The 26,604-nt window shown below is 41.3% G+C and carries 32 protein-coding genes; 22 read left to right on the forward strand and 10 right to left on the reverse strand.

Going from position 1 to position 26,604, the window contains the following annotated elements; all coding sequences use genetic code 11:
- Position 1: 1 nt before the first annotated feature.
- Positions 2–1,543 carry an ABC-F family ATP-binding cassette domain-containing protein gene (locus HMPREF2885_RS06550; protein ID WP_000025360.1) on the forward strand — a complete coding sequence of 514 codons (1,542 nt, stop codon included), beginning with the start codon at positions 2–4 and terminating at the stop codon, positions 1,541–1,543.
- A 42-nt stretch (positions 1,544–1,585) separates the two neighbouring features.
- Here the strand turns inward: HMPREF2885_RS06550 and HMPREF2885_RS06555 are convergent, their stop codons facing one another.
- Both HMPREF2885_RS06555 and HMPREF2885_RS06560 read right to left on the reverse strand, forming a co-directional pair.
- Positions 1,586–1,825, reverse strand: coding sequence for a zinc-ribbon domain-containing protein (locus tag HMPREF2885_RS06555; protein WP_000600214.1), 240 nt, complete (start codon positions 1,823–1,825; stop codon positions 1,586–1,588).
- A gap of 27 nt (positions 1,826–1,852) precedes the next feature.
- On the reverse strand, positions 1,853–2,659 hold the full coding sequence (locus tag HMPREF2885_RS06560; protein WP_070657532.1) for a peptidylprolyl isomerase: 807 nt from the start codon (positions 2,657–2,659) through the stop codon (positions 1,853–1,855).
- 217 nt (positions 2,660–2,876) lie between these two features.
- On the opposite strand from HMPREF2885_RS06560, the gene rpsP reads away from it, so the two are divergent.
- The 7 genes from rpsP to HMPREF2885_RS06595 all read left to right on the forward strand — a co-directional run bounded on the left by rpsP (position 2,877) and on the right by HMPREF2885_RS06595 (position 6,279).
- Complete coding sequence (rpsP, locus tag HMPREF2885_RS06565) at positions 2,877–3,149, forward strand: 30S ribosomal protein S16 (protein ID WP_000268760.1); 273 nt, start codon at positions 2,877–2,879, stop codon at positions 3,147–3,149.
- Positions 3,150–3,168: 19 nt separating this feature from the next.
- The gene (gene kphA / locus HMPREF2885_RS06570) at positions 3,169–3,408 is read left to right on the forward strand and encodes an RNA-binding protein KphA (RefSeq protein ID WP_000379617.1); all 240 of its coding nucleotides are present in this window, start codon (positions 3,169–3,171) and stop codon (positions 3,406–3,408) included.
- Between the two features lie 43 nt (positions 3,409–3,451).
- Positions 3,452–3,784, forward strand: coding sequence for a MazG nucleotide pyrophosphohydrolase domain-containing protein (locus HMPREF2885_RS06575; protein ID WP_000654125.1), 333 nt, complete (start codon positions 3,452–3,454; stop codon positions 3,782–3,784).
- A gap of 98 nt (positions 3,785–3,882) precedes the next feature.
- Entirely contained in the window at positions 3,883–4,671 is a 789-nt protein-coding gene (locus HMPREF2885_RS06580; RefSeq protein WP_000819211.1) for an alpha/beta hydrolase family protein, read from the forward strand.
- 30 nt (positions 4,672–4,701) lie between these two features.
- The gene (gene rimM / locus HMPREF2885_RS06585; protein ID WP_001105876.1) at positions 4,702–5,220 is read left to right on the forward strand and encodes a ribosome maturation factor RimM; all 519 of its coding nucleotides are present in this window, start codon (positions 4,702–4,704) and stop codon (positions 5,218–5,220) included.
- Positions 5,210–5,929 carry a tRNA (guanosine(37)-N1)-methyltransferase TrmD gene (gene trmD, locus HMPREF2885_RS06590; RefSeq protein WP_070657534.1) on the forward strand — a complete coding sequence of 240 codons (720 nt, stop codon included), beginning with the start codon at positions 5,210–5,212 and terminating at the stop codon, positions 5,927–5,929. Before rimM ends, trmD begins: the two co-directional genes overlap by 11 nt.
- Before the next feature lie 11 nt (positions 5,930–5,940).
- Positions 5,941–6,279 (forward strand): ATP cone domain-containing protein, encoded by a 339-nt coding sequence (locus tag HMPREF2885_RS06595; RefSeq protein WP_001196045.1) that lies wholly within the window; start codon positions 5,941–5,943, stop codon positions 6,277–6,279.
- Between the two features lie 27 nt (positions 6,280–6,306).
- On the opposite strand, the gene HMPREF2885_RS06600 is transcribed toward HMPREF2885_RS06595, so the two are convergent.
- Positions 6,307–6,627, reverse strand: a complete 321-nt coding sequence (locus tag HMPREF2885_RS06600; protein ID WP_001250031.1) for a eukaryotic translation initiation factor 4 gamma — start codon at positions 6,625–6,627, stop codon at positions 6,307–6,309.
- A 103-nt stretch (positions 6,628–6,730) separates the two neighbouring features.
- Between HMPREF2885_RS06600 and HMPREF2885_RS06605 the strand changes: the two genes are divergently transcribed.
- Entirely contained in the window at positions 6,731–6,949 is a 219-nt protein-coding gene (locus HMPREF2885_RS06605) for a YdbC family protein (RefSeq protein ID WP_000807417.1), read from the forward strand.
- A gap of 33 nt (positions 6,950–6,982) precedes the next feature.
- Here HMPREF2885_RS06605 and HMPREF2885_RS06610 read toward each other — a convergent pair whose 3' ends face one another.
- The 3 genes from HMPREF2885_RS06610 to gor all read right to left on the reverse strand — a co-directional run bounded on the left by HMPREF2885_RS06610 (position 6,983) and on the right by gor (position 9,959).
- Positions 6,983–7,540 (reverse strand): TetR/AcrR family transcriptional regulator, encoded by a 558-nt coding sequence (locus HMPREF2885_RS06610; protein ID WP_070657536.1) that lies wholly within the window; start codon positions 7,538–7,540, stop codon positions 6,983–6,985.
- Between the two features lie 392 nt (positions 7,541–7,932).
- On the reverse strand, positions 7,933–8,469 hold the full coding sequence (locus HMPREF2885_RS06615; protein ID WP_000709011.1) for a biotin transporter BioY: 537 nt from the start codon (positions 8,467–8,469) through the stop codon (positions 7,933–7,935).
- Between the two features lie 143 nt (positions 8,470–8,612).
- Positions 8,613–9,959 carry a glutathione-disulfide reductase gene (gene gor, locus HMPREF2885_RS06620; RefSeq protein ID WP_070657537.1) on the reverse strand — a complete coding sequence of 449 codons (1,347 nt, stop codon included), beginning with the start codon at positions 9,957–9,959 and terminating at the stop codon, positions 8,613–8,615.
- A 266-nt stretch (positions 9,960–10,225) separates the two neighbouring features.
- Here gor and HMPREF2885_RS06625 point away from each other — a divergent pair, with 266 nt between their 5' ends.
- The 4 genes from HMPREF2885_RS06625 to metG all read left to right on the forward strand — a co-directional run bounded on the left by HMPREF2885_RS06625 (position 10,226) and on the right by metG (position 15,485).
- Positions 10,226–11,410, forward strand: a complete 1,185-nt coding sequence (locus HMPREF2885_RS06625) for an efflux RND transporter periplasmic adaptor subunit (protein ID WP_000827875.1) — start codon at positions 10,226–10,228, stop codon at positions 11,408–11,410.
- Positions 11,394–12,095, forward strand: a complete 702-nt coding sequence (locus tag HMPREF2885_RS06630; protein WP_070657539.1) for an ABC transporter ATP-binding protein — start codon at positions 11,394–11,396, stop codon at positions 12,093–12,095. The genes HMPREF2885_RS06625 and HMPREF2885_RS06630 overlap by 17 nt, the downstream gene beginning before the upstream one ends.
- The gene (locus HMPREF2885_RS06635) at positions 12,096–13,355 is read left to right on the forward strand and encodes an ABC transporter permease (protein WP_007522196.1); all 1,260 of its coding nucleotides are present in this window, start codon (positions 12,096–12,098) and stop codon (positions 13,353–13,355) included.
- A 132-nt stretch (positions 13,356–13,487) separates the two neighbouring features.
- Complete coding sequence (metG, locus tag HMPREF2885_RS06640; RefSeq protein WP_007522195.1) at positions 13,488–15,485, forward strand: methionine--tRNA ligase; 1,998 nt, start codon at positions 13,488–13,490, stop codon at positions 15,483–15,485.
- 16 nt (positions 15,486–15,501) lie between these two features.
- Here metG and HMPREF2885_RS06645 read toward each other — a convergent pair whose 3' ends face one another.
- From HMPREF2885_RS06645 to coaA, 3 genes are all read right to left on the reverse strand, one after another.
- Positions 15,502–16,035: a DNA topology modulation protein gene (locus HMPREF2885_RS06645; RefSeq protein WP_007522193.1), complete on the reverse strand. Its 534-nt coding sequence runs from the start codon at positions 16,033–16,035 to the stop codon at positions 15,502–15,504.
- 52 nt (positions 16,036–16,087) lie between these two features.
- Positions 16,088–16,324 carry a 30S ribosomal protein S20 gene (gene rpsT, locus HMPREF2885_RS06650; RefSeq protein WP_002895661.1) on the reverse strand — a complete coding sequence of 79 codons (237 nt, stop codon included), beginning with the start codon at positions 16,322–16,324 and terminating at the stop codon, positions 16,088–16,090.
- A gap of 67 nt (positions 16,325–16,391) precedes the next feature.
- Positions 16,392–17,312 carry a type I pantothenate kinase gene (coaA, locus tag HMPREF2885_RS06655; RefSeq protein ID WP_007522170.1) on the reverse strand — a complete coding sequence of 307 codons (921 nt, stop codon included), beginning with the start codon at positions 17,310–17,312 and terminating at the stop codon, positions 16,392–16,394.
- 201 nt (positions 17,313–17,513) lie between these two features.
- On the opposite strand from coaA, the gene HMPREF2885_RS06660 reads away from it, so the two are divergent.
- The 9 genes from HMPREF2885_RS06660 (at position 17,514) to HMPREF2885_RS06700 (ending at position 25,870) form a co-directional block, all read left to right on the forward strand.
- A complete protein-coding gene (locus HMPREF2885_RS06660) occupies positions 17,514–17,918 on the forward strand; it encodes a hypothetical protein (RefSeq protein ID WP_000698116.1) in 405 nt (134 codons plus the stop codon).
- Positions 17,919–18,120: 202 nt separating this feature from the next.
- Positions 18,121–18,711, forward strand: coding sequence for a class I SAM-dependent methyltransferase (locus HMPREF2885_RS06665; RefSeq protein ID WP_080702746.1), 591 nt, complete (start codon positions 18,121–18,123; stop codon positions 18,709–18,711).
- A complete protein-coding gene (locus HMPREF2885_RS06670; RefSeq protein WP_070657541.1) occupies positions 18,708–19,985 on the forward strand; it encodes a pyrimidine-nucleoside phosphorylase in 1,278 nt (425 codons plus the stop codon). Before HMPREF2885_RS06665 ends, HMPREF2885_RS06670 begins: the two co-directional genes overlap by 4 nt.
- Before the next feature lie 19 nt (positions 19,986–20,004).
- Entirely contained in the window at positions 20,005–20,667 is a 663-nt protein-coding gene (gene deoC, locus HMPREF2885_RS06675) for a deoxyribose-phosphate aldolase (protein ID WP_007522166.1), read from the forward strand.
- Positions 20,654–21,043 (forward strand): cytidine deaminase, encoded by a 390-nt coding sequence (locus HMPREF2885_RS06680; protein ID WP_070657544.1) that lies wholly within the window; start codon positions 20,654–20,656, stop codon positions 21,041–21,043. Before deoC ends, HMPREF2885_RS06680 begins: the two co-directional genes overlap by 14 nt.
- A gap of 89 nt (positions 21,044–21,132) precedes the next feature.
- Complete coding sequence (locus HMPREF2885_RS06685) at positions 21,133–22,188, forward strand: BMP family lipoprotein (protein WP_001036150.1); 1,056 nt, start codon at positions 21,133–21,135, stop codon at positions 22,186–22,188.
- A 136-nt stretch (positions 22,189–22,324) separates the two neighbouring features.
- Complete coding sequence (locus tag HMPREF2885_RS06690; RefSeq protein ID WP_000929838.1) at positions 22,325–23,860, forward strand: ABC transporter ATP-binding protein; 1,536 nt, start codon at positions 22,325–22,327, stop codon at positions 23,858–23,860.
- A complete protein-coding gene (locus HMPREF2885_RS06695; RefSeq protein WP_000038681.1) occupies positions 23,853–24,911 on the forward strand; it encodes an ABC transporter permease in 1,059 nt (352 codons plus the stop codon). Before HMPREF2885_RS06690 ends, HMPREF2885_RS06695 begins: the two co-directional genes overlap by 8 nt.
- A 2-nt stretch (positions 24,912–24,913) precedes the next feature.
- Positions 24,914–25,870 (forward strand): ABC transporter permease, encoded by a 957-nt coding sequence (locus tag HMPREF2885_RS06700; protein ID WP_000029140.1) that lies wholly within the window; start codon positions 24,914–24,916, stop codon positions 25,868–25,870.
- Positions 25,871–25,904: 34 nt separating this feature from the next.
- On the opposite strand, the gene plsY is transcribed toward HMPREF2885_RS06700, so the two are convergent.
- Positions 25,905–26,546 (reverse strand): glycerol-3-phosphate 1-O-acyltransferase PlsY, encoded by a 642-nt coding sequence (plsY, locus tag HMPREF2885_RS06705; protein ID WP_007522164.1) that lies wholly within the window; start codon positions 26,544–26,546, stop codon positions 25,905–25,907.
- Between the last annotated feature and the right edge of the window lie 58 nt (positions 26,547–26,604).

The following is a 26,604-nucleotide window of genomic DNA, read 5'->3' on the forward strand; positions in this document are numbered from 1 at the left end:
AATGAGTATTTTAGAAGTTAAAAATTTAAGTCACGGTTTTGGTGACCGTGCAATTTTTGAAGATGTGTCCTTCCGTCTCCTCAAGGGAGAACATATCGGTCTAGTCGGCGCCAATGGTGAAGGGAAATCAACCTTTATGAGCATCGTGACTGGTAAGATGTTACCAGATGAAGGGAAGGTGGAGTGGTCCAAATATGTGACTGCTGGCTATCTGGATCAGCACGCTGTACTAAAGGAAGGTCAAACCGTGCGTGATGTCTTGCGTACAGCCTTTGATGAGCTATTTAAAGCAGAAGCTCGTATCAATGACCTCTATATGGAAATGGCTGAAGACGGAGCGGATATCGATGCGCTGATGGAAGAAGTAGGAGAGCTCCAAGACCGTTTGGAGAGTCGAGATTTCTATACTTTGGATGCTAAGATTGATGAGGTAGCGCGTGCTCTCGGTGTCATGGACTATGGCATGGATACAGATGTAACAGCCTTATCAGGTGGACAAAGAACCAAGGTCCTTTTGGCTAAACTCCTCCTCGAAAAGCCAGATATTTTGCTGCTTGACGAGCCAACCAACTACTTGGATGCTGAACACATTGACTGGCTCAAGCGTTATCTCCAAAACTATGAGAATGCCTTTGTCCTTATTTCGCATGATATTCCTTTCCTCAACGACGTAATCAATATCGTTTACCATGTGGAAAATCAACAGTTGACGCGTTACTCTGGTGACTACTACCAGTTCCAAGAAGTCTATGCCATGAAGAAATCTCAGCTGGAGGCAGCCTACGAACGCCAACAGAAAGAGATTGCAGACCTCAAGGATTTCGTGGCTCGAAACAAAGCGCGTGTTGCAACGCGTAATATGGCCATGTCCCGTCAAAAGAAACTCGACAAGATGGATATTATCGAACTGCAAAGTGAGAAGCCAAAACCATCCTTTGATTTCAAAACAGCTCGTACGCCAGGGCGTTTTATCTTCCAAGCCAAGGACTTGCAGATTGGTTATGACCGTCCTCTGACTAAGCCTTTAAACCTCACCTTTGAACGCAATCAAAAGGTTGCTATTATCGGGGCAAATGGTATCGGGAAAACAACCCTCTTGAAGTCTCTCTTGGGCATTATTCCGCCAATCGCTGGGGAAGTTGAACGCGGTGATTACCTAGAACTTGGTTACTTTGAGCAAGAAGTAGAAGGTGGCAATCGTCAAACCCCTCTTGAAGCTGTCTGGAATGCCTTTCCTGCACTCAATCAGGCAGAAGTTCGTGCGGCCCTTGCTCGTTGTGGTTTGACAACCAAGCACATCGAAAGTCAAATTCAAGTCTTGTCAGGTGGGGAACAGGCCAAGGTGCGTTTCTGTCTCTTGATGAACCGTGAAAATAACGTCTTAGTGCTGGACGAGCCGACCAACCACTTGGATGTAGATGCCAAGGATGAACTCAAACGGGCGCTTAAAGAATACAAAGGAAGTATTCTAATGGTTTGCCACGAACCAGACTTTTATGAAGGCTGGATGGACCAAATCTGGGACTTTAACAAGCTAACTTAAAGGTGCTAAAAAAGCCAAGTCGAAATGACTTGGCTTTTTTGACTAGTAATTTAAATAGTTTTCAACTTCAGATTTCTCAATTTCTTTACCGTAGTGGCAAATCGGACAAGAAACGAAGTAACTTTTACCATAAGGAAAAAGTGGAATCCAGTAGAGGGTAAATTTGCGTCCAGTTTCTACGATCTCCCATGTGTCGACATTGTTACAGTGACCACATTCGATCGCTGTTTGCGTATGTCCCAAATCTTTCTGATAACCTTTAGAACCCCAAAATAAAATCATGTCATCGTCTCCTTATCTGTTGATGGCTTATTTTTTGCTGAAATCGTAGTCTTTTACCACTTCGATACTATCAATGGTGATAGCAGACGTTGGTTTGTCTTTCTCATCTTTTTCAGCCTTGGCAATTTTGTCAACAATATCCATGCCATCGATGACTTGACCAAAGACAGGGTGTTTGCCGTCTAGACTTGGATTTCCACCTTCTTTATAGGCTTCGATGATTTTCTTTGGATACTTGCTAGTAGGGAGTTTAGCTGAAATATCTGTTGAGTTTTGATTGACGAAGAACTGGCTACCGTTGGTGTTTGGTTGACCAGTGTTAGCCATAGCAAGGGCTCCTCGGATATTGTATAGGTAAGGAGAGATTTCATTTTTGAAACCAGTTCCCTTGTCCTTTGTTTTATCCTTATCATGCCAGATAGATTGGCCCCCTGTACCATCTCCCTTAGGATCTCCAGTTTGGACCATAAAGCCATCGATGACACGGTGGAAGGTGATGCCGTTATAGTAGCCTTCCTTAGCGTGAGTAAGGAAGTTTTCAACCGCAAGAGGTGCTAGTTTTGGAAAGAGTTTGATGCGGATATCGCCTTGATTTGTGTGTAAAATGACCTCAGCTTCATCTTCAGCAACTTCCTTAGAAAGTTGAGGGAAGTTGGCATTTTCATTGGTCAATGCGTCATTCAAATCTTTGGCAGCCTGAGCAGCTGCTTTTGAGCTTTCTTCAGCTGAGATGCTGGAGTCGACATATTCATCACCACGGAGACTACGTTGGATACTAGTACATCCAACAAGGGCTACAGTTGATAGTAAAAGAAGGGTTGCTAGTTTTTTCATTGTTTTCCTCTCAAAAATTCATTTCTACCATTGTACCCTAAAAGGGAGGTGATTTCAAATGTTAATGATTTTACTAAAAATTTCTAGGAGTTAAAAAAATTAAAACTCTGTCAAGTTTTTTTCTTGACACCTGTCAGAAATCTGCTATAATAGAACATGTGCTAAATAGCTCAGCTATTTCACCGAAATAAAAAAATAAGAAAAGAGACATTAAAAAATGGCAGTTAAAATCCGTTTGACTCGTATGGGTTCTAAGAAAAAACCTTTCTACCGTATCAACGTAGCAGACTCACGTTCACCACGTGACGGACGTTTCATCGAAACAGTTGGTACTTACAACCCACTTGTTGCTGAAAACCAAGTAACTTTGAAAGAAGACCGCGTTCTTGCATGGTTGGCTGATGGAGCTCAACCTTCAGATACAGTTCGCAACATCCTTTCAAAAGAAGGCGTATTGAAAAAATTCCACGATTCTAAATTCTCAAAATAAGTTTAAAGTAGGTTGACAGATGGATACGATTGAAAATCTCATTATTGCGATTGTGAAACCTTTGATTTCACAACCTGATGCCTTAACTATCAAGATCGAAGACACACCAGAGTTTTTGGAGTATCACTTGGATCTTGACCAAAGCGATGTCGGTCGTGTTATCGGTCGTAAAGGTCGCACTATCTCAGCGATAAGAACGATTGTCTACTCTGTCCCAACTGAAGACAAGAAAGTAAGAATCGTTATCGACGAAAAATAAGAAAAGCGGGACAGAAGTCTCGCTTTTTTGTGAGGAGGAGAAGATGAAGGATTTAACGTTTAGACAATTACAAGCTTACTTACTCGAACATTACCAGCAATCTCGGACTGAGGAAGGTCTCTTTATCAAGCTAGTGGAGGAAGTCGGAGAAGTAGCCGAGGTCTTGAACGGGCGCTCTGGTCGAAAAGAGTCTGTCCAGGACTCAAATGAGGAACTAGCCAAAGAACTAGCTGATATCATTCACTACACCGTCGCAATCGCGACCATAAACGACATTGATCTAACCAAAACCATCTTTGACAAAGATAAGAAGGCTGCCATTAAGTACCAACATGAACGAGATTTGGAAGAATTTTTGGAGGGAAAATATCTATAGTGTCTTTTTTCTTCAACTTGTGAAAATCCCTAGAACGTGATAAAATAAAGGATAAGGGTTTTTAATAAATCATTGTTATAGAATGAGTGGATTTCTTTATGAAACGATTTGAAGTAACTACAAAAATTGGCAGCCTCTCTGTTACTTATAAAAAGCAAAAGAAAGTGCTTGTTTGTTTAAATGGCGCAGGTTTGCTACCAAGTTATGAAAATTTTTCACTTATACTTGAAAAACTTCCTCCCACAATTGGTTATTTGACAATTGATTTTCCAAACACAGGTAGGAGTCCGATTCATGACCAATCTGGAAAAAATCTGGACAATCTTGTAGACGCGGTTTATGAAGTACTTGAAGAATTGGCGATTTATGAATATATACTTTGTGCACATAGTTTGAGTGGAATTTTAGCTTGCAAATTGATGAACAAATCAATTAAGTGTCAGGCTTTAGTAGCAATTGAACCAACAACTAAAAAAGTAATGTTTTCTGATTTTTCAGAAAATCCTTATCCAGAAATGGAAGAGCAAATGAGACTGATTGAAGAGTGTGGCCCCGAAGTCTATTTTAAGAACATAACTCAAGCAGCATTTAGCTCTGAAACTAATGAAGAAATCTGGGATTTAGTGCAAGAAAAAGATTCAGAGTTGGAAAGACAAGTTCCAGAATTTCATATATATTGTGAGATTACTGAGGAAGATTTTAAGAATGTATCTATAGAAGCTCATGTCCCTGTATTTATTTTTTGTCAGGCTTATAGAGAAAAAGAATACAGAGACTCAGAATATTGGACTTCCAATACTAAACTCATTTTAGGAGGGAATCACCATTATTTACAATGGTCTGAATCAGAAAAAATTGCGAATATTATTCGAGAATTGTCAGAATAAGATGGAAAGAAGGAGAGTACAGGAGACAAGATGAACTACTTTAATGTTGGGAAAATCGTTAATACGCAGGGTCTACAAGGTGAGATGCGAGTCTTGTCTGTGACGGATTTTGCTGAGGAACGGTTTAAAAAAGGGGCAGAGCTGGCTTTATTTGATGATAAAGACCAGTTTGTCCAAACAGTGACCATCGCAAGTCACCGTAAGCATAAGAACTTTGACATTATCAAATTCAAAGACATGTACCATATCAATGCGATTGAAAAGTACAAGGGTTATAGTCTCAAGGTCGCCGAGGAAGATTTGAACGATCTAGATGATGGAGAATTCTATTATCACGAGATTATCGGTTTGGATGTTTACGAGGGTGATAACTTGATAGGAACTATCAAGGAAATCCTACAACCGGGAGCCAATGATGTCTGGGTAGTCAAGCGAAAAGGTAAGCGAGATTTGCTTTTACCTTACATTCCACCAGTAGTTCTCAATGTTGATATTCCAAACAAGCGGGTCGAAGTGGAAATCTTAGAAGGACTAGATGATGAAGATTGATATTTTAACCCTCTTTCCTGAGATGTTTTCTCCGCTGGAACACTCGATTGTTGGGAAGGCTCGAGAAAAAGGGCTCTTGGATATCCAGTATCATAATTTCAGAGAATATGCTGAAAAGGCCCGTCATGTTGACGATGAACCTTACGGAGGCGGTCAGGGGATGTTGCTAAGGGCTCAACCCATTTTCGATGCCTTTGATGCTATTGAAAAGAAAAATCCGCGCGTCATTCTCCTCGATCCAGCTGGAAAGCAGTTTGATCAGACTTATGCTGAGGATTTGGCTCAAGAGGAAGAACTAATCTTTATCTGCGGTCACTATGAAGGGTATGACGAGCGCATCAAGACCTTGGTAACCGATGAAATTTCCCTAGGAGACTATGTTTTGACTGGTGGTGAATTGGCAGCCATGACTATGATTGATGCGACCGTGCGCTTGATTCCAGAAGTGATTGGTAAGGAGTCTAGTCACCAGGATGATAGCTTCTCTTCGGGACTTCTCGAATATCCTCAGTATACTCGCCCTTATGACTATCGAGGCATGGTCGTGCCAGATGTGCTCATGAGTGGGCACCATGAAAAGATTCGCCAGTGGCGACTGTATGAGAGTCTAAAGAAAACCTACGAGCGCAGACCTGACCTGCTAGAAAACTATCAACTAACAGCAGAGGAAGAAAAGATGCTGGCTGAAATCAAAGAAAACAAAGAATAAAGGAGAACCTTATGCAAGTAATCAAACGTAATGGAGAAATTGCTGAATTTGATCCAGATAAAATTTACCAAGCTGTCCTAAAAGCAGCTCAAACAGTTTATGTTTTGACCGATGACTTACGTCAAAACTTAGCTCAAGTTACTAAAAAAGTCGTTTTGGACTTGGAAGAAGCAAAAGTAGAACGTGCCACTATCAGCATGATCCAGTCAATGGTTGAGCACCGCTTGCTTGGAGCTGGCTACATTACAATCGCAGAACATTATATCTCTTATCGCTTGCAACGCGATTTGGAGAGAAGTGGTTATGGCGACCATATCGCTGTTCATCTTCATTTTGAACAAATTCGTTAAGAAAAAGAGTGGGATGCAAAGAACATCTCACTCTTTCTTAAATAGATTTTTCTGAGCTTTTTGTACGGTTGAGGGAACAAAACGAAGTCGTTTAATATCACTGATACGAATGATTCGGGTCACGTTTTTTGAAAAATTTTTGACGATAATTTGTTGGCGATTAGCATCGTGTTTAACAATATCACCCGTAAAACTTGTCTCAGCAAGTATGACATGAACAGCCGTCTTTCTTTGGATGGCTTGTTCAATCATAGCAGTGAGGGAGTTATCCTCGATTTGAGGATGATCATCATTCCCATTGAGAAAACCATGTAGTTTATCTAGAACTAGTTTGAATGTCTGTCTCATAGAATCCTCCCTTCTTATATATCCACATTATATAAAATTTTCCTAAAAACCACAAGATTTTTACGAATAGACTATAGAAAGCATATCACATAAAGGAGTTAAAATGGCAGAATTTACATTTGAAATCGAAGAACACTTGCTCACCTTGTCTGAAAATGACAAAGGATGGACAAAAGAACTAAATCGCGTTAGCTTTAATGGTGCCCCTGCAAAGTTTGACATTCGCGCTTGGAGCCCAGACCATACCAAAATGGGCAAAGGAATCACGCTTTCCAATGAAGAATTTCAGGTAATGGTCGATGCCTTTAAAGGGCAACAATAAAAAGAATCTTGAGTGCAACTCAAGATTCTTTTTTTAGGACACAATATAGTCACACAGAGAAGTTTTAGACAATTGAATAAAAGTCTCTCTATACTCTTCAGGTGGTGTTGGATCATCCTTACGAATCCAGACTTCAATGAAAGAGATTGCCATGGTCGTAATGATATAAGCGATGTCCTCTTTATTAAAATTATATTTCAGTTGGTAATTGACATTCTTTAGTACCCACTCTGAGTATGTTCCACGCAGAAATTCCTTCCAACATGGGTCGACTTGTGTGGTGTACAAGGTGTTAACAATTTCCCTTTTTTCGTATATGAGCGGAAGTATATGGTCTGCTAAAAAGCTGATAGAATCTCCATCATTGCTAGGGCAGTACTTATTAAAGACGTTAAAAATGTGCTGATTGGTCTCTTCGTGAATGTATTCGATAATATCTTCAAAGTTGTTAAAATGCTTTTGATAAATCGCTTGTCGTGAAATACCAGCTTCAGCAGCAATTTCAGTCATTGTAAAGGAACTACGCTGAGGATTTTTCTTAGCTAGTGTGATGAGAGCCCCAATGATTAGCTCACGAGTATTCTTTGCCATAGAATTACCTTTCTACTTATAATTATTTACAGTTATTTTTGAATGAAGAAAAATCAGAATGTTCAAGTTAATATAAACAATCAATGAACATTAAATTTTCTGAATCTTTTAGGTAGCTCTATTGTATCATAAATGATTTATAAAATATAGCTCAATCATTGAAAATGCGTTTTCTGAAAAGTATACAATTGCTAAGCATCCAAAATCAATAGAAGCTTATTCGGTTTGAATCAATTAGAATACTTTTCTACTTTGCATATTGTGAATAGCTATAATTTGAAGAATAAAACGATTAATATTCATACTGGTATAAGAATAGTCGAGTATCTAAATAGTGTACAGTTGATTCTTAGAAAGGAAATAGTCCAGAACAATTGTTCTGGACTATTCTTTTATCTTGAAAAATATGGAAGACTTTTCAATCGTTCGAGTAGGGGACGACTAATGAAACTAATGGCAATAATCTTACCAAGATCAGGGAGGATAAAGGGAAGGACGCCAACAGCGAGTGCCTTGTCAAGTGGCATACCAGCAAGGAAGTGGAGGCTGAGAATACCTCCGACAAAGACGAGGGAGTCACCCAAGAGGTTGGCTAGGAAAATGCGAATGTAGCCACTTTTTTGATGGATGAGATAAGATGTAAGTCCAGCATAGACAAGGTCGAACCAAAGATAGCCTGCACTTGGACCGACTAAAACGTGAAATCCAGCTCCTCCCCCTGCAAAAACAGGTAAACCAATGGCACCCAGCAAGAGATAGAGAGCTACAGATAGAACAGCTTCTCTGGGTCTAAAAACAGTAGCAATCAGACCAATCGCAAAGTTTTGCAAAGTGAAAGGTACAGGACCGATAGGGAGACTGATTTGTGCCAATACGGCGATGAGAGCTGCACCGATAGCAGGGATAGCATATATATGAGCTTTTTTCAAAACTGTTAACCTCTTTTCAAAATTATAGTAACTATTATACTAATTCAGAAAGAAAAGTCAACCTATTTTTGAAATCAAGGTAACAATTTTGTAACGGCCGATTTTACAAGTAAAAAGAGACCTCAAGAGGTCTCTTACAATAATTAGCGCATGGTTACAAATTCTTCTGAGGCGGTTGGGTGGATAGCTACTGTAGCATCAAAGTCCGCCTTGGTAGCCCCCATCTTGATGGCAACAGCGAATCCTTGAATCATCTCATCCACTCCATAACCAAGTCCGTGTAGGCCAATAACTTTTTCGTCATCACCGGCGGTGATGAGTTTGAAACGAGATTCTTGACGATGGCTTGTAACGGCTGAGTACATAGATGCAAAGCTTGACTTGTAGACTTTGATGTTATCTTGGCCGTATTCTTTGATAGCTTGATCCTCGGTCAAACCGACTGTTCCGATTGCTGGGTGGGAGAAGACAACAGTAGGGATAGTCGTGTAGTCCATCTTGGCATTTGTTTTCCCGTTGAAGAGGCGTTCAGATAAGGTACGTCCTGCCTTGATGGCTACCGGGGTCAGTTCCTTCTCACCAGTAACATCTCCAAGAGCATAGATGCCATCTACAACTGTATTTTGGTATTCATCTACTTGGATAAATCCACGTTGGTTGAGTGTGACGCCAGCCTTTTCTAACTCCAGACCGTCTACATTTGGACGGCGACCGGTAGCCCAGATAACTTGGCTGGCAGTGTGACTAGAACCATCTTCGAAATGAATGGTAATACCTTGCTCTGATTCTTCTAGTTTGGCTGGTACCTTATGTGTGTGCAAAGGTAGACCTGTTTTTTCCATTTCATTGACAAGTCCTTCAACGATGTAGCTGTCAAAACCACGCAAGGGACGATCACGACGGACAAACAAATCAGTTTTTACTCCTAGAGCGTGGAGAACACCTGCTAATTCAACGGCGATATAGCCAGCTCCAAGAATCGCAACAGATTCAGGAAGTTGCTCCCAAGCAAAGACATCGTCTGAGCTACCACCAAGTTCAGCTCCAGGGATAGTTGGAATGCTTGGACGAGCGCCAGTCGCAATCACGATATGTTTGGCACGAATCAATTCACCATTAACGCTGACCGTATGAGCATCAATGAAATGAGCACGACCTTCAATCAAATCAACACCGTTGCGCTTGAAACTTCCATCATAAGATGAGCGAGCACGGTCGATGTAGGCTTCACGATTTTGACGAAGTTTTGCGAAATCAAATTGAACATCTGAACTTGTAAAACCATAGTCAGGGCCGTAGTGGTGGAGGCTTTCAGCGATTTGCGCTCCATACCACATGATTTTTTTAGGAACACAGCCGACATTGACGCAGGTTCCACCTAATTTTTTCTCTTCGATAACAGCAGCTTTAGCACCGTGTTCACCAGCTCGGTTCATAGTGGCAATGCCGCCACTTCCTCCACCGATGGCGATGATATCATATTCTCTCATAGAAAACTCCTTATAGCTTTGATAGTCATATTCTATCGTTTTTATTTTTTGAATGCAAAAATCTGCTACGATAAAAAAATTATAAAAACGCTTGCCAAATTCAAAAAGATATTGTACTATATATCTAGCACAATAATCCAATAAACGAATACCGAACGAAATAATGATCCTGAATTGTCATTGTTTCCATCTGAACTGTCATTGTTTGGGCTTGGTATTTCTGATATAATGGTTTTTGTAAGGCAAAAGAATAAAGGAGCTTAAAAATGAAAAGAAATAAGAAGGCAAAAAAATGGCAATTATACACAGCGATTGGTGTTGCCAGTGCTATTGTTATCGGTGCTGCGGGGATTTTGATTTTTAGACAACCTTCCCAGTCAGCAGTCAAGGAGGAAACCTCTCATATCGTTACTGCTAAGGAAGGTTCTGTTGCTTCATCGGTTCTCTTATCAGGTACGGTTACAGCAAAAAATGAACAATACGTTTATTTTGATGCTAGTAAGGGAGATTTAGATGAAATTCTCGTTTCAGTCGGGGACAAGGTCGAAGAAGGGCAAGCTTTGGTCAAATACAGCAGTGCAGATGCTCAAGCTGCCTATGATGCAGCTGATCGTGCAGTTGCAAAGGCAGACCGTCATATCGAGGAGTTAAACAAAGCTCGTGAGAATGCATCAGCTACACCAGCTTCTCCACAGGTTCCAATAGAAGCTGGACTCCCAGAACAAGCGCAAGCAGCGACTTCTTCAGTATCTTCTATTGATTCTCAAATCAGTGATGCCAAGGATAACCGTGCAGATGCTGTTGCTCAACTCAACAAGGCTCAAGCTCAGCTAGATGCTGCAACTGTCCTCAGTACACTAGAAGGGACTGTAGTTGAAGTTAATCGTAATGTTTCCAAATCGCCAACAGGTAATAGCCAAGTGGTAGTACATGTCGTAAGTAATGAAAACTTGCAAGTCAAAGGGGAGTTGTCTGAATACAACCTTGCTAACCTTTCTGTTGGGCAAGAAGTTACCTTTACTTCGAAGGTTTACCAAGATAAGAGCTGGACAGGAAAAATCAGCTATATTTCTGATTATCCTAAGAACAATGGAGAAGCAGCGAATGCAGCTCTTGGAGGAAATACTGGATCTAAGTACCCTTATACTGTTGATGTGACCAGCGATATCGGTGAGTTGAAACAAGGTTTCTCAGTCAGTGTTGAAGTCAAAAACAAAAGTAAAGCCATCCTTGTTCCTTTAACCAGTGTTGTTACCGAAAATGACAAAAACTATGTCTGGGTCGTTGACGACCAGAAAAAAGCGAAGAAGGTAGAAGTTACTTTGGGGAATGCGGACGCAGACAACCAAGAAATTACTTCAGGTGTGACAGACGGAGCCAAGGTCATCAGTAATCCAACATCTTCCTTGGAAGAAGGAAAAGAGGTGAAGGCTGATGAAAAAACTAATTAGTCTCAAAAATATCTGCAGGAGTTATCGAAATGGTGACCAAGAACTGCAGGTCCTTAAAAATATCAATCTAGAAGTTCATGAAGGTGACTTTGTTGCTATTATGGGACCTTCTGGTTCTGGTAAGTCTACCTTGATGAATACCATCGGAATGTTGGATACACCAACTAGTGGAGAGTACTATCTTGAAGGTCAAGTAGTGGCAGGTCTTGGAGAGAAACAACTGGCCAAGGTCCGCAACCAGCAAATCGGTTTTGTCTTTCAGCAGTTCTTTCTCTTGTCCAAGCTCAATGCACTTCAAAACGTCGAATTGCCCTTGATTTACGCGGGTGTTTCGGCTTCTAAACGTCGGAAATTGGCTGAGGAATTTCTGGAAAAGGTTGAGTTGACGGAGCGCAGTCATCATTTGCCTTCTGAGTTATCAGGTGGTCAAAAGCAACGTGTAGCAATTGCGCGTGCCTTGGTAAATAATCCCTCTATCATCCTAGCAGACGAACCCACAGGAGCCTTGGATACCAAGACAGGAAATCAAATTATGCAACTGTTGGTTGAGTTAAACAAGGAAGGGAAAACCATTATCATGGTCACGCACGAGCCTGAGATTGCTGCCTATGCCAAACGCCAAATTGTCATTCGTGATGGGGTCATCTCATCAGACAGTGCTCTGGTAGAAAAGGAGGAAAACTAGATGCAGAATCTGAAATTTGCCTTTTCATCCATCATGGCCCACAAGATGCGTTCCTTCCTCACCATGATTGGGATTATCATCGGAGTTTCATCTGTCGTCGTCATCATGGCACTGGGAGACTCCATGTCTCGTCAGGTCAATAAAAACATGACCAAATCACAGAAGGATATCCATGTCTTTTTCTCTCCTATCAAAAGCAAGGATGGTTCCTTTACGCAGAAACAATCCGCTTTGACAGTCAGCGGGAAAGAAGAGGATGTTCATGTTGAACCACCAAAACCACTAGAATCCTGGGTCAAGGAGGCTGCTAAACTTAAAGGAGTAGACAGCTACTATGTCACCAACTCGACCAACGTCACCCTATCTTATAAGGATAAGAAAGTTGAACGAGCGACTCTGACAGGCGGAAATAGCACCTACATGAACGCAGTTGAAAATGAAATCGTTGCGGGTAGAAGTCTAAGACCGCAAGACTACAAGGAATTTGCCAGTGTGATTTTGCTGGACGAAGAACTAGCCAAGAGTTTGTTTGATAGTCCAGAAGCTGCGGTTAATCAAATCATCTCTGTTAATGAATTTAGTTACCGTGTGATTGGTGTTTATACTAGTAATGAAGCTAAAACTGCTAAAGCCTTTGGGATTGGTGGTCTTCCAATTACGACCAATATTTCTCTCGCAGCCAATTTTAATACTGATGAAATCTCGAACATCGTCTTTCGTGTCAATGATACTAGTCTAACGCAGACCTTGGGACCAGAGTTGGCTCGAAAATTGACTGAGATTGCAGGTCTTCAACAAGGGGAGTACCAAGTTGCGGATGCAACTGCCGCCTTCCAAGAGGTACAACAACTATTTGGATTTATGACCACTGTTATCAGTGCCATTGCAGGGATTTCACTCTTTGTTGGTGGTACAGGTGTTATGAATATCATGTTGGTTTCTGTGACAGAACGTACGCGTGAGATTGGCCTGCGTAAGGCTCTTGGAGCTACACGGGCTAATATCTTAGTACAGTTTTTGATTGAATCTATGATTTTGACCTTGCTAGGTGGTGTCATTGGTCTAGTAAGTGCAGCAGGCTTAACAATGTTAGCGGGTATCCTATTGCAAAATATGATTGCAGGTATCGAAGTTGGGGTTTCCCTCCCAATTGCTCTCTTTAGCTTAGCTGTGTCAGCTAGCGTTGGTATGATTTTCGGAGTCTTGCCGGCCAATAAAGCCTCTAAGCTTGATCCAATAGAAGCCCTTCGCTATGAATAAGATAAACAAGAAAAAAAGATAGACATTTGTCTATCTTTTTTTTTGTATGGATTTTCCTATCGAAAATCACTAAAAATATGATATAATGAAGTGTTAGAAAATCAGGTTTCATTTGCCTGGAAAGGAAAAATTATGTCTGAAAAGAATTTTTATATTACAACACCGATTTACTATCCATCTGGTAAACTTCATATCGGTTCTGCCTACACAACCATCGCTTGTGATGTCCTAGCTCGTTACAAACGCCTCATGGGCTACGATGTCTTTTATTTGACAGGTCTGGATGAGCATGGTCAAAAGATTCAACAGAAAGCGGAAGAAGCTGGCATCACACCTCAAGCCTATGTTGACGGCATGGCAGTTGGTGTCAAAGAACTCTGGAAATTACTCGATATCTCATACGATAAATTTATCCGTACAACTGATGACTACCATGAAAAAGTTGTAGCCGATGTCTTTGAAAGACTCTTAGCCCAAGATGATATCTACTTGGGTGAATACTCTGGCTGGTATTCAGTCTCAGATGAGGAATTCTTTACAGAAAGCCAGCTTGCGGAAGTTTTCCGTGATGAAGCTGGTAATGTAACTGGCGGTATTGCTCCATCAGGACATGAAGTGGAGTGGGTTTCTGAAGAGTCTTACTTCCTTCGCCTCAGCAAATACCAAGACCGTTTGGTTGAATTTTTCAAATCGCACCCTGACTTCATCACTCCAGATGGTCGTCTTAATGAAATGTTGCGTAACTTCATCGAGCCAGGTTTGGAAGACTTAGCGGTTTCTCGTACAACCTTTACATGGGGTGTGCCAGTCCCATCCAATCCAAAACACGTTGTCTACGTTTGGATTGATGCCCTTCTCAACTATGCGACTGCTCTTGGTTACGGTCAAGACGATCATGCTAACTATGATAAATTCTGGAATGGAACGGTCTTCCACATGGTCGGAAAAGACATTCTTCGATTCCACTCAATCTACTGGCCAATTCTTCTCATGATGTTGGATATGAAATTGCCAGACCGCTTGATTGCCCATGGTTGGTTCGTTATGAAAGACGGCAAGATGTCTAAGTCTAAGGGGAATGTCGTTTACCCTGAAATGCTAGTAGAACGTTATGGACTGGATCCACTTCGTTACTACCTCATGCGTAGCCTTCCAGTCGGTTCAGACGGAACCTTCACTCCAGAAGACTATGTAGGCCGTATCAACTATGAATTAGCAAATGATCTTGGAAACCTCCTTAACCGTACGGTTTCCATGATTAACAAGTATTTTGATGGGCAAATCCCTGCCTATGTAGAGGGTGTAACAGAGTTTGATAATGCTCTTGCTGAGGTTGCAGAGCAATCTATCTCTGACTACCATACACACATGGATGCAGTTGACTACCCACGTGCTTTAGAAGCAGTCTGGACGCTTATCTCACGTACCAACAAATACATCGATGAGACAGCCCCATGGGTCTTGGCTAAGGATGAAGAGCACCGTGACCAATTGGCAAGTGTGATGAGTCACTTAGCAGCTAGCCTTCGTGTTGTAGCTCACATGATTGAGCCATTTATGATGGAAACTAGTCGCGCTGTATTGGCACAACTTGGTCTAGCAGAAGTTTCTAGCCTAGAAAATTTGAGCTTGGCAGATTTCCCTGCAGGTGTAACAGTCGTTGCCAAAGAAACACCAATCTTCCCACGTCTGGATATGGAAGAAGAGAGTGCCTATATCAAGGAACAAATGGAAGGCAACAAACCAGCTGTCGAAAAAGAATGGAATCCAGATGAAGTTGAACTCAAACTCAACAAGGATGAAATCAAGTTTGAAGACTTTGACAAGGTTGAGATCCGTGTCGCAGAAGTCAAAGAAGTTTCTAAAGTCGAAGGTTCTGATAAGTTGCTCCAATTCCGCCTAGATGCTGGTGATGGCGAAGACCGTCAAATCCTCTCAGGAATTGCAAAATACTATCCAAACGAACAAGAATTGGTCGGCAAGAAAGTCCAAATCGTTGCCAACCTCAAACCACGTAAGATGATGAAGAAATATGTCAGCCAAGGAATGATCCTTTCAGCTGAACATGATGGACAATTAACCCTTCTCACAGTTGATCCAGCTGTACCAAACGGAAGTGTGATTGGCTAATAGCAAAAAACCAACGTTAGGCACGTTGGTTTTTCTTGTTATGTACGAGATTTTCTAAGAAGTGGTCCATCTCCTTTTGAGACCGGAGGACAATTACTTTATCTGGATAGGTTTCTTGAAACCGTTGATAGCGTTCTTTAGCATTCTTTGTCCGCCCATCCCAGAGAATCCATCTGATAAAATCCCAGTCAAAGCGTTCAGGACAGCCTGCTGCCATACTTTCTCTGACCTTGCCTCGGTAAGTGAGATACCGTTTGAAGGCTCGAAAGAGACAAGTCCATGGTGAAAAATTGAGAAAGATGATTTGGTCAGCTTCCTGCATTCTTTCTTCATAGCAACACCAAGAGTAGTTGCCGTCGATGACCCAAGCTTCATGCTTTGTGAGAAACTTTTTCATCTCGGTCAACATCCATTCGCGGTCACTGTCTTGCCAACCAGGTTGAAATTGGAGCGTATCCATATGCAGTTTGGGGATGGAGTAGTAGTTAGATAACTTTTCTGCTAGAGTTGACTTACCAGCTCCAGAATAACCGATAATTGCGATTTTCATTTTCTACCTTTTCTGATTAGAGGACAAAAAAACAGCCTCTATGGACTGTTTCTTATTTAGCAAGTTTAGCTGAAAGACGAGCTTTATCACGGCTTGCTTTGTTTTTATGAATCAAACCTTTAGTTTCTGCTTTGTCGATAGCTGAGCTAGCAGCACGGAAAAGTTCTTCAGAAGGGTTTGCTTCGAAAGCTTTGATAGCAGTACGCATAGCTGATTTTTGAGCTGAGTTTTTTTCGTTGTGTTTAACGTTCAATTCAGCGCGTTTGATAGCTGATTTAATGTTTGCCAATGTTCTTACCTCCATATTTACTAACTATACCATTATATATGAAAACTTAGGTTTTGACAAGGGGAAATTATTTTTTTAGGTAAATTTCATCGATTTCATGGTTTTTAGTCTTGTGGAGAATGACCTCGGCGCGATTCCTTGTTGGTTCGATATAGTTTTGTAGATTTGTGAGATTAATGCTGGTCCAAACCTGGTGTGCAAAAGCTTCAACTTCTCCAATCGGCATTTGCGTAAAACGGTGGTAGTAGCTGTTGGGGTCATTTTGGGCAAAGCTGAGCAGTTTCAAGAAACGATCCAGATACCAACTTTCAATGTCCTCGACAGCAGCATCCACATAGATGGAGAAATCAAAGAAATCAGTGATGTAAAGGCGCTCATTTTGAGGGTTTTGAAAGACATTGATGCCTTCGACAATAACAAAGTCAGCAGCTTTGACACGTTGTTTCTCTCCAGGAACGATGTCATACACTTCATGAGAATAGACAGGAATATCGACATCTTGTCCATTCTTTAGGCGATCAAGAAAATCCAGTAAAGCTTCCATATCATAACTTTCAGGAAAACCTTTGCGATTTAATATATCTTGGTCCATCAAGGTTTTATTGGGATAGAGAAAGCCGTCAGTTGTCACCAATTCTACAGTAGCATCAATAACTGTACGAGAGAGAAGGATTTGCAGAAGTCGGCTAGTTGTTGATTTTCCTACAGCTACACTTCCTGAAACTCCAATAATGAAGGGTTGAGATTTACTCTCTCTTTGGAGAAAAATCCCCTTAGAAAAGGCTAAATCCTCTTTGGTTCGTTTGTAAATTTGGATGAGATGAGCTAAAGGTAAATAAATATCTGTCACATCTTGCAGACTAATCTGGTCATTGAAACTCTTGATGGATTCTAACTCTTCCTCTGTCAAGGGAGGGGTTGTTTTGCGATGCAATGATTGCCAAGTCTGGCGACTGATTTTTTCAAAATGTAAAAATTCGTTGGTCATTTGTTTTCCCCTAGATATTTTGTTTATCATACCATAAAAAGCTAAAAAGATAAAGCGGTTTCTTGATGGTAGTAAGTCAATATCGTATAATAGAGGTAGATGGAGGTTGAATAATTTAATGATGAGATAGAGAATGGTTTCTGAAGACTTATCAGTTATTGAAAGTGGGCTTTTTGGTTCACAACTTATAGGAGGTGTGTCATGAAAATCTTAAAAAGTTATATATTGGAACTCTGTTTTATTTTAAGTTTTGCCTTACCTTTTATAAGGGGAGCGAATGCGGATAATGGTAGACGCTTTGTAGAAACCTATTACGGTTTTACCTTCTTAATGGATCATCTCCTTGTAACAGCTGTCTTTATCTGCTCACTCTTGATTGCCTGGCTAGTAAAAAAGCAGTGGACGAAATGGCTTGCTGCTGGAAGTTATCTATTTTTGATTTTGTGGATTGCTACAGAAGGATATCTATTCCGTATGTCACTAGAAGATTTGATACGACTTTGGACAAGTTTGGAAATCTTGACACAAACTTATCAGTTGGGTTTTTATCTAAACATCATATTGGGAATCTTGTTGATAATAAAGTATTTTAAGGTTAAGAAATAGTAATAAAAATGCGCCTGATTGCAGACGAACTGTTTTTTCCTGACTATGATAATTTGTAGTTCCCGATAGATTGTAATGTATTTCTAATAATTGAAAGAGATTGAAGAAAAGGTTTTTTGACTAGGATTCTTCAGTCTTTTTCATTTGATCATCACTTTGTAAACGATTTACAATTCAAGCCAAATTATGGTAAAATAGTTTTATGAGTAAAATGTATTATGCAGAAAATCCTGATGCTGCACACGACATTCATGAGTTGAGAGTGGAGTTGTTGGGAGAAAACATGACCTTTTTGACGGATGCGGGTGTTTTTAGCAAGAAAATGGTTGACTTTGGGAGTCAGCTCTTGCTCAAGTGTCTAGAGGTTAACAAAGGAGAAACTGTTCTTGATGTAGGTTGTGGTTATGGGCCATTGGGTTTGTCGTTAGCCAAGGCTTATGGAGTTCAGGCAACCATGGTCGATATCAATAATCGTGCCTTGGACCTAGCGCGACAAAATGCTGAACGTAATAAAGTAGAAGCAACGATTTTCCAATCCAATATCTATGAACAAGTTGAAGGGAAGTTTGACCATGTTATTTCTAATCCGCCGATTCGAGCGGGCAAACAGGTTGTTCATGAGATTATAGAAAAGAGCAGAGATTTCTTGAAAGACAGAGGAGATTTAACCATCGTCATTCAGAAAAAACAAGGGGCTCCAAGTGCTAAAAGTAAGATGGAAGAAGTTTTTGGAAATTGTGAAATCGTAAAGAAAGATAAGGGATATTATATCCTTAGAAGTGTGAAAGAATGAGAGCAGTTGATTTAATCCAAAAGAAACGAGATGGTCAAGAACTGACTTCAAATGAAATCAAATGGTTGGTAGAAGGCTATGTGGCTGGAACTGTTCCAGACTATCAAATGTCTGCTTTTGCTATGGCTGTTTATTTTAAAGGAATGACCACACGTGAGATTTCTGATCTGACGATGAATATGGTCAAGACAGGTCAGGAGTTTGATTTGTCAGCTATTGAGGGGGTTAAAGTTGATAAGCATTCGACTGGTGGTGTAGGTGATAAGGTGACCTTAATCTTGGCTCCTCTTGTTGCGAGTTTCGGCGTGCCTGTTGCTAAGATGAGTGGTCGAGGTCTCGGCCATACTGGTGGGACAATTGATAAATTGGAGTCCATTAAGGGCTATCAAGTCGAGCGAAGTCAAGAGGATTTCATTCGTCAGGTACAGGATATTGGTGTATCTGTCATTGGGCAGTCCGATCAGCTGGTTAAAGCAGACAAACTTCTCTATGCCCTCCGTGATGTGACAGCAACTGTCGACACGATTCCTTTGATTGCTAGTTCGGTGATGAGCAAGAAAATTGCTGCAGGAGCGGATGCCATTTTGCTAGACGTAACGGTCGGTGAGGGTGCCTTCATGAAGACGGTTGATGAGGCGCGCAAATTAGCTCAAACCATGGTGGATCTTGGTAAGGCAGTTGGTCGAAAGACGGTAGCAGTCATTACCGATATGAGCCAACCCTTGGGAAGAGCCATTGGCAATCGTCTCGAAATCCTTGAGGCAATCGAGATTCTCCAAGGAAATGGCCGAGAAGATATTAGTCACTTTATCTGCGAGCTAGCTCAGATTATGCTTGGCTTGGCTGATGTTGAAAAAACGATCGAGGAAATCCGTCAACACCTGGAAAATGGCCAAGCACTGGCTAAGTTTGAAGAAATGGTAGCAGCACAAGGCGGTGATTTAGAAGATCTCTATCGCCCAGTTAAAGTTGCCCATGTGCTGGAAATTCCAGCTCAAGATACAGGTGTTATTTCAGCCCTTCCAGCTATGGAATTTGGGCTCTATGCCATGAGACTAGGAGCTGGTCGTGCAGTCAAGTCTGATGACTTGGACTATGAAACAGGGATTGTTTTTGAAAAGAAAGTTGGAGACTCCGTTCAAAAGGGTGAAATTGTTGCAAAAGTTTATACAAATGGAAAAATTTCTTCTGAACTAGTTACAGAATTTCAAAAATATGTTAAAATAAATGATGGAGTGCAAAGTTTACGAGAAATTATAGAAATTATCTCATAAAACCAGGGAGAATCCGAATATGAAGTTAAATAAATATATTGATCATACGCTTTTAAAGCAAGATGCAAGTCAAGAACAAATTGATCGTTTGCTATCTGAAGCGCGTGAGTATGACTTTGCCAGCGTTTGTGTTAATCCCACATGGGTGAAACATGCGAAAACAGGGCTTGAAGGCTCAGATGTAAAAGTTTGTACAGTAGTAGGTTTTCCTTTGGGAGCAACAACTTCAGCTGTGAAAGCTTTTGAAACAAAAGAAGCTGTTCAAAACGGTGCGGATGAGATTGATATGGTTATCAATGTTGGTGCCCTCAAATCAGGAAATCTGGATTTGGTTGAATCGGACATCCGTGCTGTCGTAGAAGCAAGTGGTGACAAGTTGGTTAAGGTCATTATTGAAGCTTGCTTGTTGACAGACGATGAAAAGGTTGTGGCTTGCCAATTATCCCAGAAAGCAGGCGCTGACTTTGTCAAAACATCAACTGGATTTTCAACTGGTGGTGCCACTATAGAGGATGTTCAGTTGATGCGTAAAACAGTCGGGCCAGATATGGGAGTTAAGGCAGCTGGTGGAGCTCGTTCATATGCGGATGCTGTCGCTTTTGTAGAAGCAGGCGCTACCCGTATCGGGACATCTGCTGGCGTTGCGATTTTAAAAGGAGAATTGGCAGATGGCGACTACTGAGTTGATTGAACTAGCAATTGAAACCAGCAAACAAGCCTATGTACCTTATTCTCACTTTCCCATCGGAGCTGTTTTAGTAGCCAAGGATGGTAGTATTTATACGGGTGTAAACATCGAGAATGCTAGCTATCCCTTGACTAATTGTGGAGAACGTACAGCTATCTTCAAGGCAGTTTCTGAGGGGCAAAGGGAGTTTTCAGAATTGATTGTCTACGGACAAACTGAAAAACCCATCTCGCCATGTGGTGCTTGCCGCCAGGTCATGATTGAATTTTTTGAACAAGATCTAAAAGTGACATTAGTCGCTAAAGATAAATCGACGGTCGAGATGACGGTCGGGGAGTTACTTCCATACTCATTTACAGACTTAAACTAGTCTGAGTCACTCTCTGAGTGACGCGGTCCTTGTGGCCAACCAATCCATACTTGCAACATCGTTGCACATCTTATTTAGGAGGTTCAGTAATGAACAAGAAACAATGGCTAGGCCTTGGTCTAGTTGCAGTAGCAGCAGTTGGACTTGCTGCATGTGGTAACCGCTCTTCTCGTAACGCAGCTTCATCTTCATCAGAAATGAAGACCAAAGCAGCAATCGTAACAGATACTGGTGGTGTTGATGATAAATCATTTAACCAATCAGCTTGGGAAGGTTTGCAAGACTGGGGTAAAGAACACAATCTTTCTAAAGATAAAGGTTACACTTACTTCCAATCAACAAGCGAAGCAGACTATGCTAACAACTTGCAACAAGCGGCTGGAAGTTACAACCTGATCTTCGGTGTTGGTTTTGCCCTTCACAATGCAGTTGAGGAAGCAGCAAAAGACCACTCTGACCTAAACTATGTCTTGATTGATGATGTGATTGAAGGTCAAAAGAATGTTGCGAGCGTAAGATTTGCGGATAACGAAGCAGCTTACCTTGCTGGTGTTGCAGCAGCGAAAACTACGAAAACAAAACAAGTTGGTTTTGTAGGTGGTATTGAATCTGAAGTTATTTCACGTTTTGCAGCTGGATTCAAAGCTGGTGTTGAATCAGTAGACCCATCTATCAAAGTTCAAGTTGACTATGCTGGTTCATTTGGTGATGCTGCCAAAGGTAAAACAATTGCAGCAGCTCAATATGCTGCCGGTGCAGACGTTGTCTACCAAGCAGCTGGTGGTACAGGTGCTGGTGTCTTTGCTGAAGCAAAATCATTGAACGAAAACAAAAATGAAAACGAAAAAGTTTGGGTTATCGGTGTAGACCGTGACCAAGCAGCAGAAGGTAAATACACTTCTAAAGATGGTAAAGAATCTAACTTTGTTCTTGTATCTACATTGAAACAAGTTGGTACAACTGTAAAAGATATTGCCAACAAAACAGAAAAAGGTGAATTCCCTGGTGGACAAGTGATTGTTTACTCATTGAAAGATAAAGGGGTTGAGCTAGCAGTAACAAACCTTTCAGAAGAAGGTAAAAAAGCTGTTGAAGATGCAAAAGCTAAAATCCTTGACGGAAGCGTAAAAGTTCCTGAAAAATAATGGATAAAAGTCATTTCTTAGGAAGCGGCCATTGGTCGCTTCTTTAAGAATTGAGGCAACTTTTGTCTCAATAGAGCTTGTTAATGTGATTAGCAGGTTTTATTGAAATAAAATAAACCTCTGAAAGGAAGAGCATATGGCACACGAAAATGTCATTGAGATGCGGGATATTACCAAGGTGTTTGGTGAATTTGTAGCAAACGACAAAATCAACTTGCAACTGCGAAAAGGTGAAATCCATGCACTTTTAGGAGAAAATGGAGCGGGTAAATCCACTCTGATGAATATGCTGGCAGGACTTCTTGAACCAACGAGTGGTGAAATTGTGGTGAATGGTCAGGTTGTAAAACTAGACTCACCATCTAAAGCCGCTGGTCTTGGAATTGGGATGGTTCACCAACATTTCATGTTGGTTGAGGCTTTTACAGTAGCTGAGAATATCATTTTAGGAAGTGAAGTCACTAAAAATGGTGTTCTAGATATAGCTGGTGCTACTAAAGAAATCAAGGCTCTTTCTGAACGTTATGGTTTGGCAGTAGATCCTGCTGCTAAGGTGGCGGATATTTCCGTTGGTGCCCAACAACGTGTAGAAATCTTGAAAACACTCTATCGTGGTGCTGATATCCTTATCTTTGACGAACCTACAGCCGTATTGACTCCTTCAGAGATTGATGAGTTGATGGCAATCATGAAAAACCTTGTCAAAGAAGGGAAGTCTATCATTTTGATTACCCATAAACTGGATGAGATTCGTGCGGTATCGAATCGAGTGACGGTTATCCGTCGTGGGAAATCAATCCAGACAGTCGAAATTGCAGGCGCAACAAATGCGGACTTGGCAGAAATGATGGTTGGACGCTCAGTCTCCTTTAAAACGGAAAAACAAGCACCGCAACCCAAAGAAGTGGTCTTGTCTATCAAAGACTTGGTTGTCAATGAAAACCGCGGTGTACCAGCAGTAAAAAATCTCTCCTTGGATGTTCGTGCTGGTGAAATTGTCGGTATTGCAGGTATTGATGGCAATGGTCAATCTGAACTCATTCAAGCCATTACTGGTCTTCGTAAGGTTGAGTCAGGTAGCGTTGAATTAAAAGGCAAATCAATCGTGGGGATGCATCCTCGACAAATTACAGAACTAAGCGTGGGGCACGTTCCTGAAGATCGTCACCGTGATGGCTTGATTTTGGAGATGATGATTTCAGAAAATATCGCTCTTCAAACCTACTACAAAGAACCACTCAGCAAAAATGGCATCTTGAACTATGCCAATATCACTTCACATGCCAAGAAATTGATGGAAGAATTTGACGTCCGTGCGGCAAGCGAATTTGTTCCAGCGGCAGCTCTTTCAGGAGGAAATCAACAAAAAGCGATTATCGCTCGTGAGATTGATCGAGATCCTGATCTCCTTATCGTCAGCCAGCCAACTCGTGGTTTGGATGTCGGTGCCATTGAATATATCCACAAACGTTTGATTGAAGAACGTGATAACGGGAAGGCTGTCCTTGTTGTCAGCTTTGAATTGGATGAGATTTTAAATGTCTCAGACCGAATTGCTGTTATTCACGATGGTAAGATTCAAGGTATTGTATCGCCAGAAACAACTAACAAACAAGAACTTGGTGTCTTGATGGCAGGTGGAAACTTGGGAAAGGAGAAGAGTGATGTCTAAAAAATTACAACAAATTTCGGTTCCCTTGATTTCCGTATTCTTAGGAATCTTGCTCGGAGCCATTGTCATGTGGATCTTCGGATATGATGCTATCTGGGGTTATGAGGAGTTGTTCTATACAGCTTTTGGTAGCCTCCGTGGAATTGGAGAAATTTTCCGTGCCATGGGTCCTCTTGTCTTGATAGGTCTTGGTTTCGCTGTTGCCAGTCGAGCAGGTTTCTTTAACGTCGGACTTCCTGGTCAGGCACTTGCAGGCTGGATTCTCAGTGGTTGGTTTGCCTTGTCAAATCCAGATATGCCTCGTCTCGTTTTGATTCCATTGACAGTGATCATTGCTTTGATCGCAGGTGGAATTGTTGGTGCGATTCCAGGTATCCTCAGAGCTTATCTCGGTACGTCAGAGGTTATCGTGACCATCATGATGAACTACATTGTATTGTATGTGGGAAATGCCTTTATTCATGCCTTTCCGAAAGATATTATGCAAAGTACAGACTCAACGATTCGTGTTAGTGCCAATGCTACTTACCAGACACCATGGTTATCAGAGTTGACTGGAAATTCTCGTATGAATATTGGAATCTTCTTTGCCATCATTGCTGTAGCTGTGATTTGGTTCTTGCTCAAGAAAACGACTCTCGGTTTTGAAATTCGCGCAGTTGGTCTCAATCCCCATGCTTCAGAGTACGCTGGTATTTCAGCAAAACGTACAATCATTCTATCAATGATTATCTCTGGTGCTTTGGCTGGTCTTGGTGGAGCGGTAGAAGGTCTTGGAACTTTCCAAAACGTTTACGTTCAGGGATCATCATTAGCTATCGGATTTAACGGGATGGCAGTTAGTTTGCTTGCTGGAAATTCACCAATTGGAATTCTCTTTGCGGCCTTCTTATTTGGAGTTTTGCAAGTAGGAGCACCGGGTATGAACGCTGCGCAAGTTCCATCTGAGCTTGTCAGCATTGTAACAGCGTCTATTATCTTCTTTGTCAGCGTTCACTATATTATCGAACGCTTTGTCAAACCTAAAAAACAAGTTAAAGGAGGTAAGTAAGGATGTCTATTACAACATTACTCACCCTCTTGGTCTCTTCTATGCTGATTTACTCAGCACCACTTATTTTTACGAGTATCGGAGGAGTCTTCTCTGAACGTGGTGGTGTCGTTAACGTCGGTCTTGAAGGAATTATGGTTATGGGAGCCTTTTCTGGGGTTGTCTTTAACCTTGAGTTTGCAGAACAACTTGGAACAGCGACTCCTTGGATTTCCTTGTTAGTTGCTGGTATTGTGGGAGCTATTTTCTCTCTCATCCATGCAGTCGCTACAGTTCATTTCCGTGCGGACCATGTTGTCAGTGGTACAGTATTGAACTTGATGGCTCCTGCCCTAGCAGTTTTCTTGGTTAAAGTTCTTTATAACAAAGGACAAACGGATAACTTAAGCCAGACTTTTGGACGTTTTGATTTCCCAGTTTTGGCTGATATCCCTGTGATTGGAGATATCTTCTTCAAGTCAACCAGTCTACTAGGTTATATCGCGATTGCCTTCTCTTTCCTTGCTTGGTTTATTCTCTTTAAGACACGTTTTGGTCTTCGTCTTCGCTCTGTTGGTGAACACCCTCAAGCAGCGGATACCTTGGGGATCAATGTCTACAAGATGCGATATCTTGGGGTTGTTATTTCAGGTTTCCTTGGTGGAATTGGGGGAGCGATTTATGCTCAATCCATTTCAGTTAACTTCTCAGTGACAACTATTGTCGGTCCTGGATTTATCGCCCTTGCTGCGATGATCTTTGGTAAATGGAACCCAATTGGTGCTATGCTTTCTAGTCTTTTCTTTGGACTTTCACAAAGTTTGGCAGTTATCGGTTCTCAATTACCTTTCCTACAAGGAGTGCCAGCGGTTTACCTTCAAATCGCGCCTTATGTCTTGACTATCCTTGTCTTGGCAGCCTTCTTTGGAAAAGCAGTTGCACCTAAGGCAGACGGTATCAACTACATCAAGTCAAAATAAGCATACAAAAAAACGTCAGTTTCAAACTGGCGTTTTATTTTTTTGGATTTTGATGGGTTAGGTTCAACCCCCAAGGGACAAGATTTTCAGTTTTATTTTTGATACGTGTGATATTATCCTTGTGACGAATGATAATCAAGCTAGCAAGTGCTAGGATAATCAGAATGAAGAGGGGGTCATAGCTGCTCAGGATAAATCCAAATAGTGGAAATAGGAGAACTCCGATAACGGCTGCGATAGAAGCGGTAACGCTAGACAGTGAAATCATACTACCTAGATAGAGGCTTCCAAAGAATACGATTGCTAGATAGAGACAGAAGGCAGGCGCAAATCCGAAAATCACTCCAGCACTGGTTGCGACAGCCTTACCACCTTTAAATCCTGCAAAGATAGGAAAGGTATGTCCAATTACGGCCAAAAGACCAAAGACGAGAGGTGATACACCTTGAAGGTGGAAAAGGATTGGAAGGAGAGTGGCCAAGGTTCCTTTAAAGAAGTCAATCACAAAGGTTGCCATACCCGCTTTCTTACCTAAAATTCGAAAAGTATTGGTTGTTCCGGTGTTTCCAGAACCATGTTCACGCAGATTTGTTTGAAAGAAGATTTGTCCAATCCAAAGACCAGATGGAATCGAACCTAGCAGATAAGCTAAAATTAATAATACAAATGTCATCATAGACCTATTATACCATGAAATGGTATAGAAAGTCAGAGAATATCCTGTGAAATTGTGA

This window comes from Streptococcus sp. HMSC062H02 (assembly GCF_001813005.1).
GTDB classification, from domain to species: Bacteria; Bacillota; Bacilli; order Lactobacillales; family Streptococcaceae; genus Streptococcus; species Streptococcus oralis_S.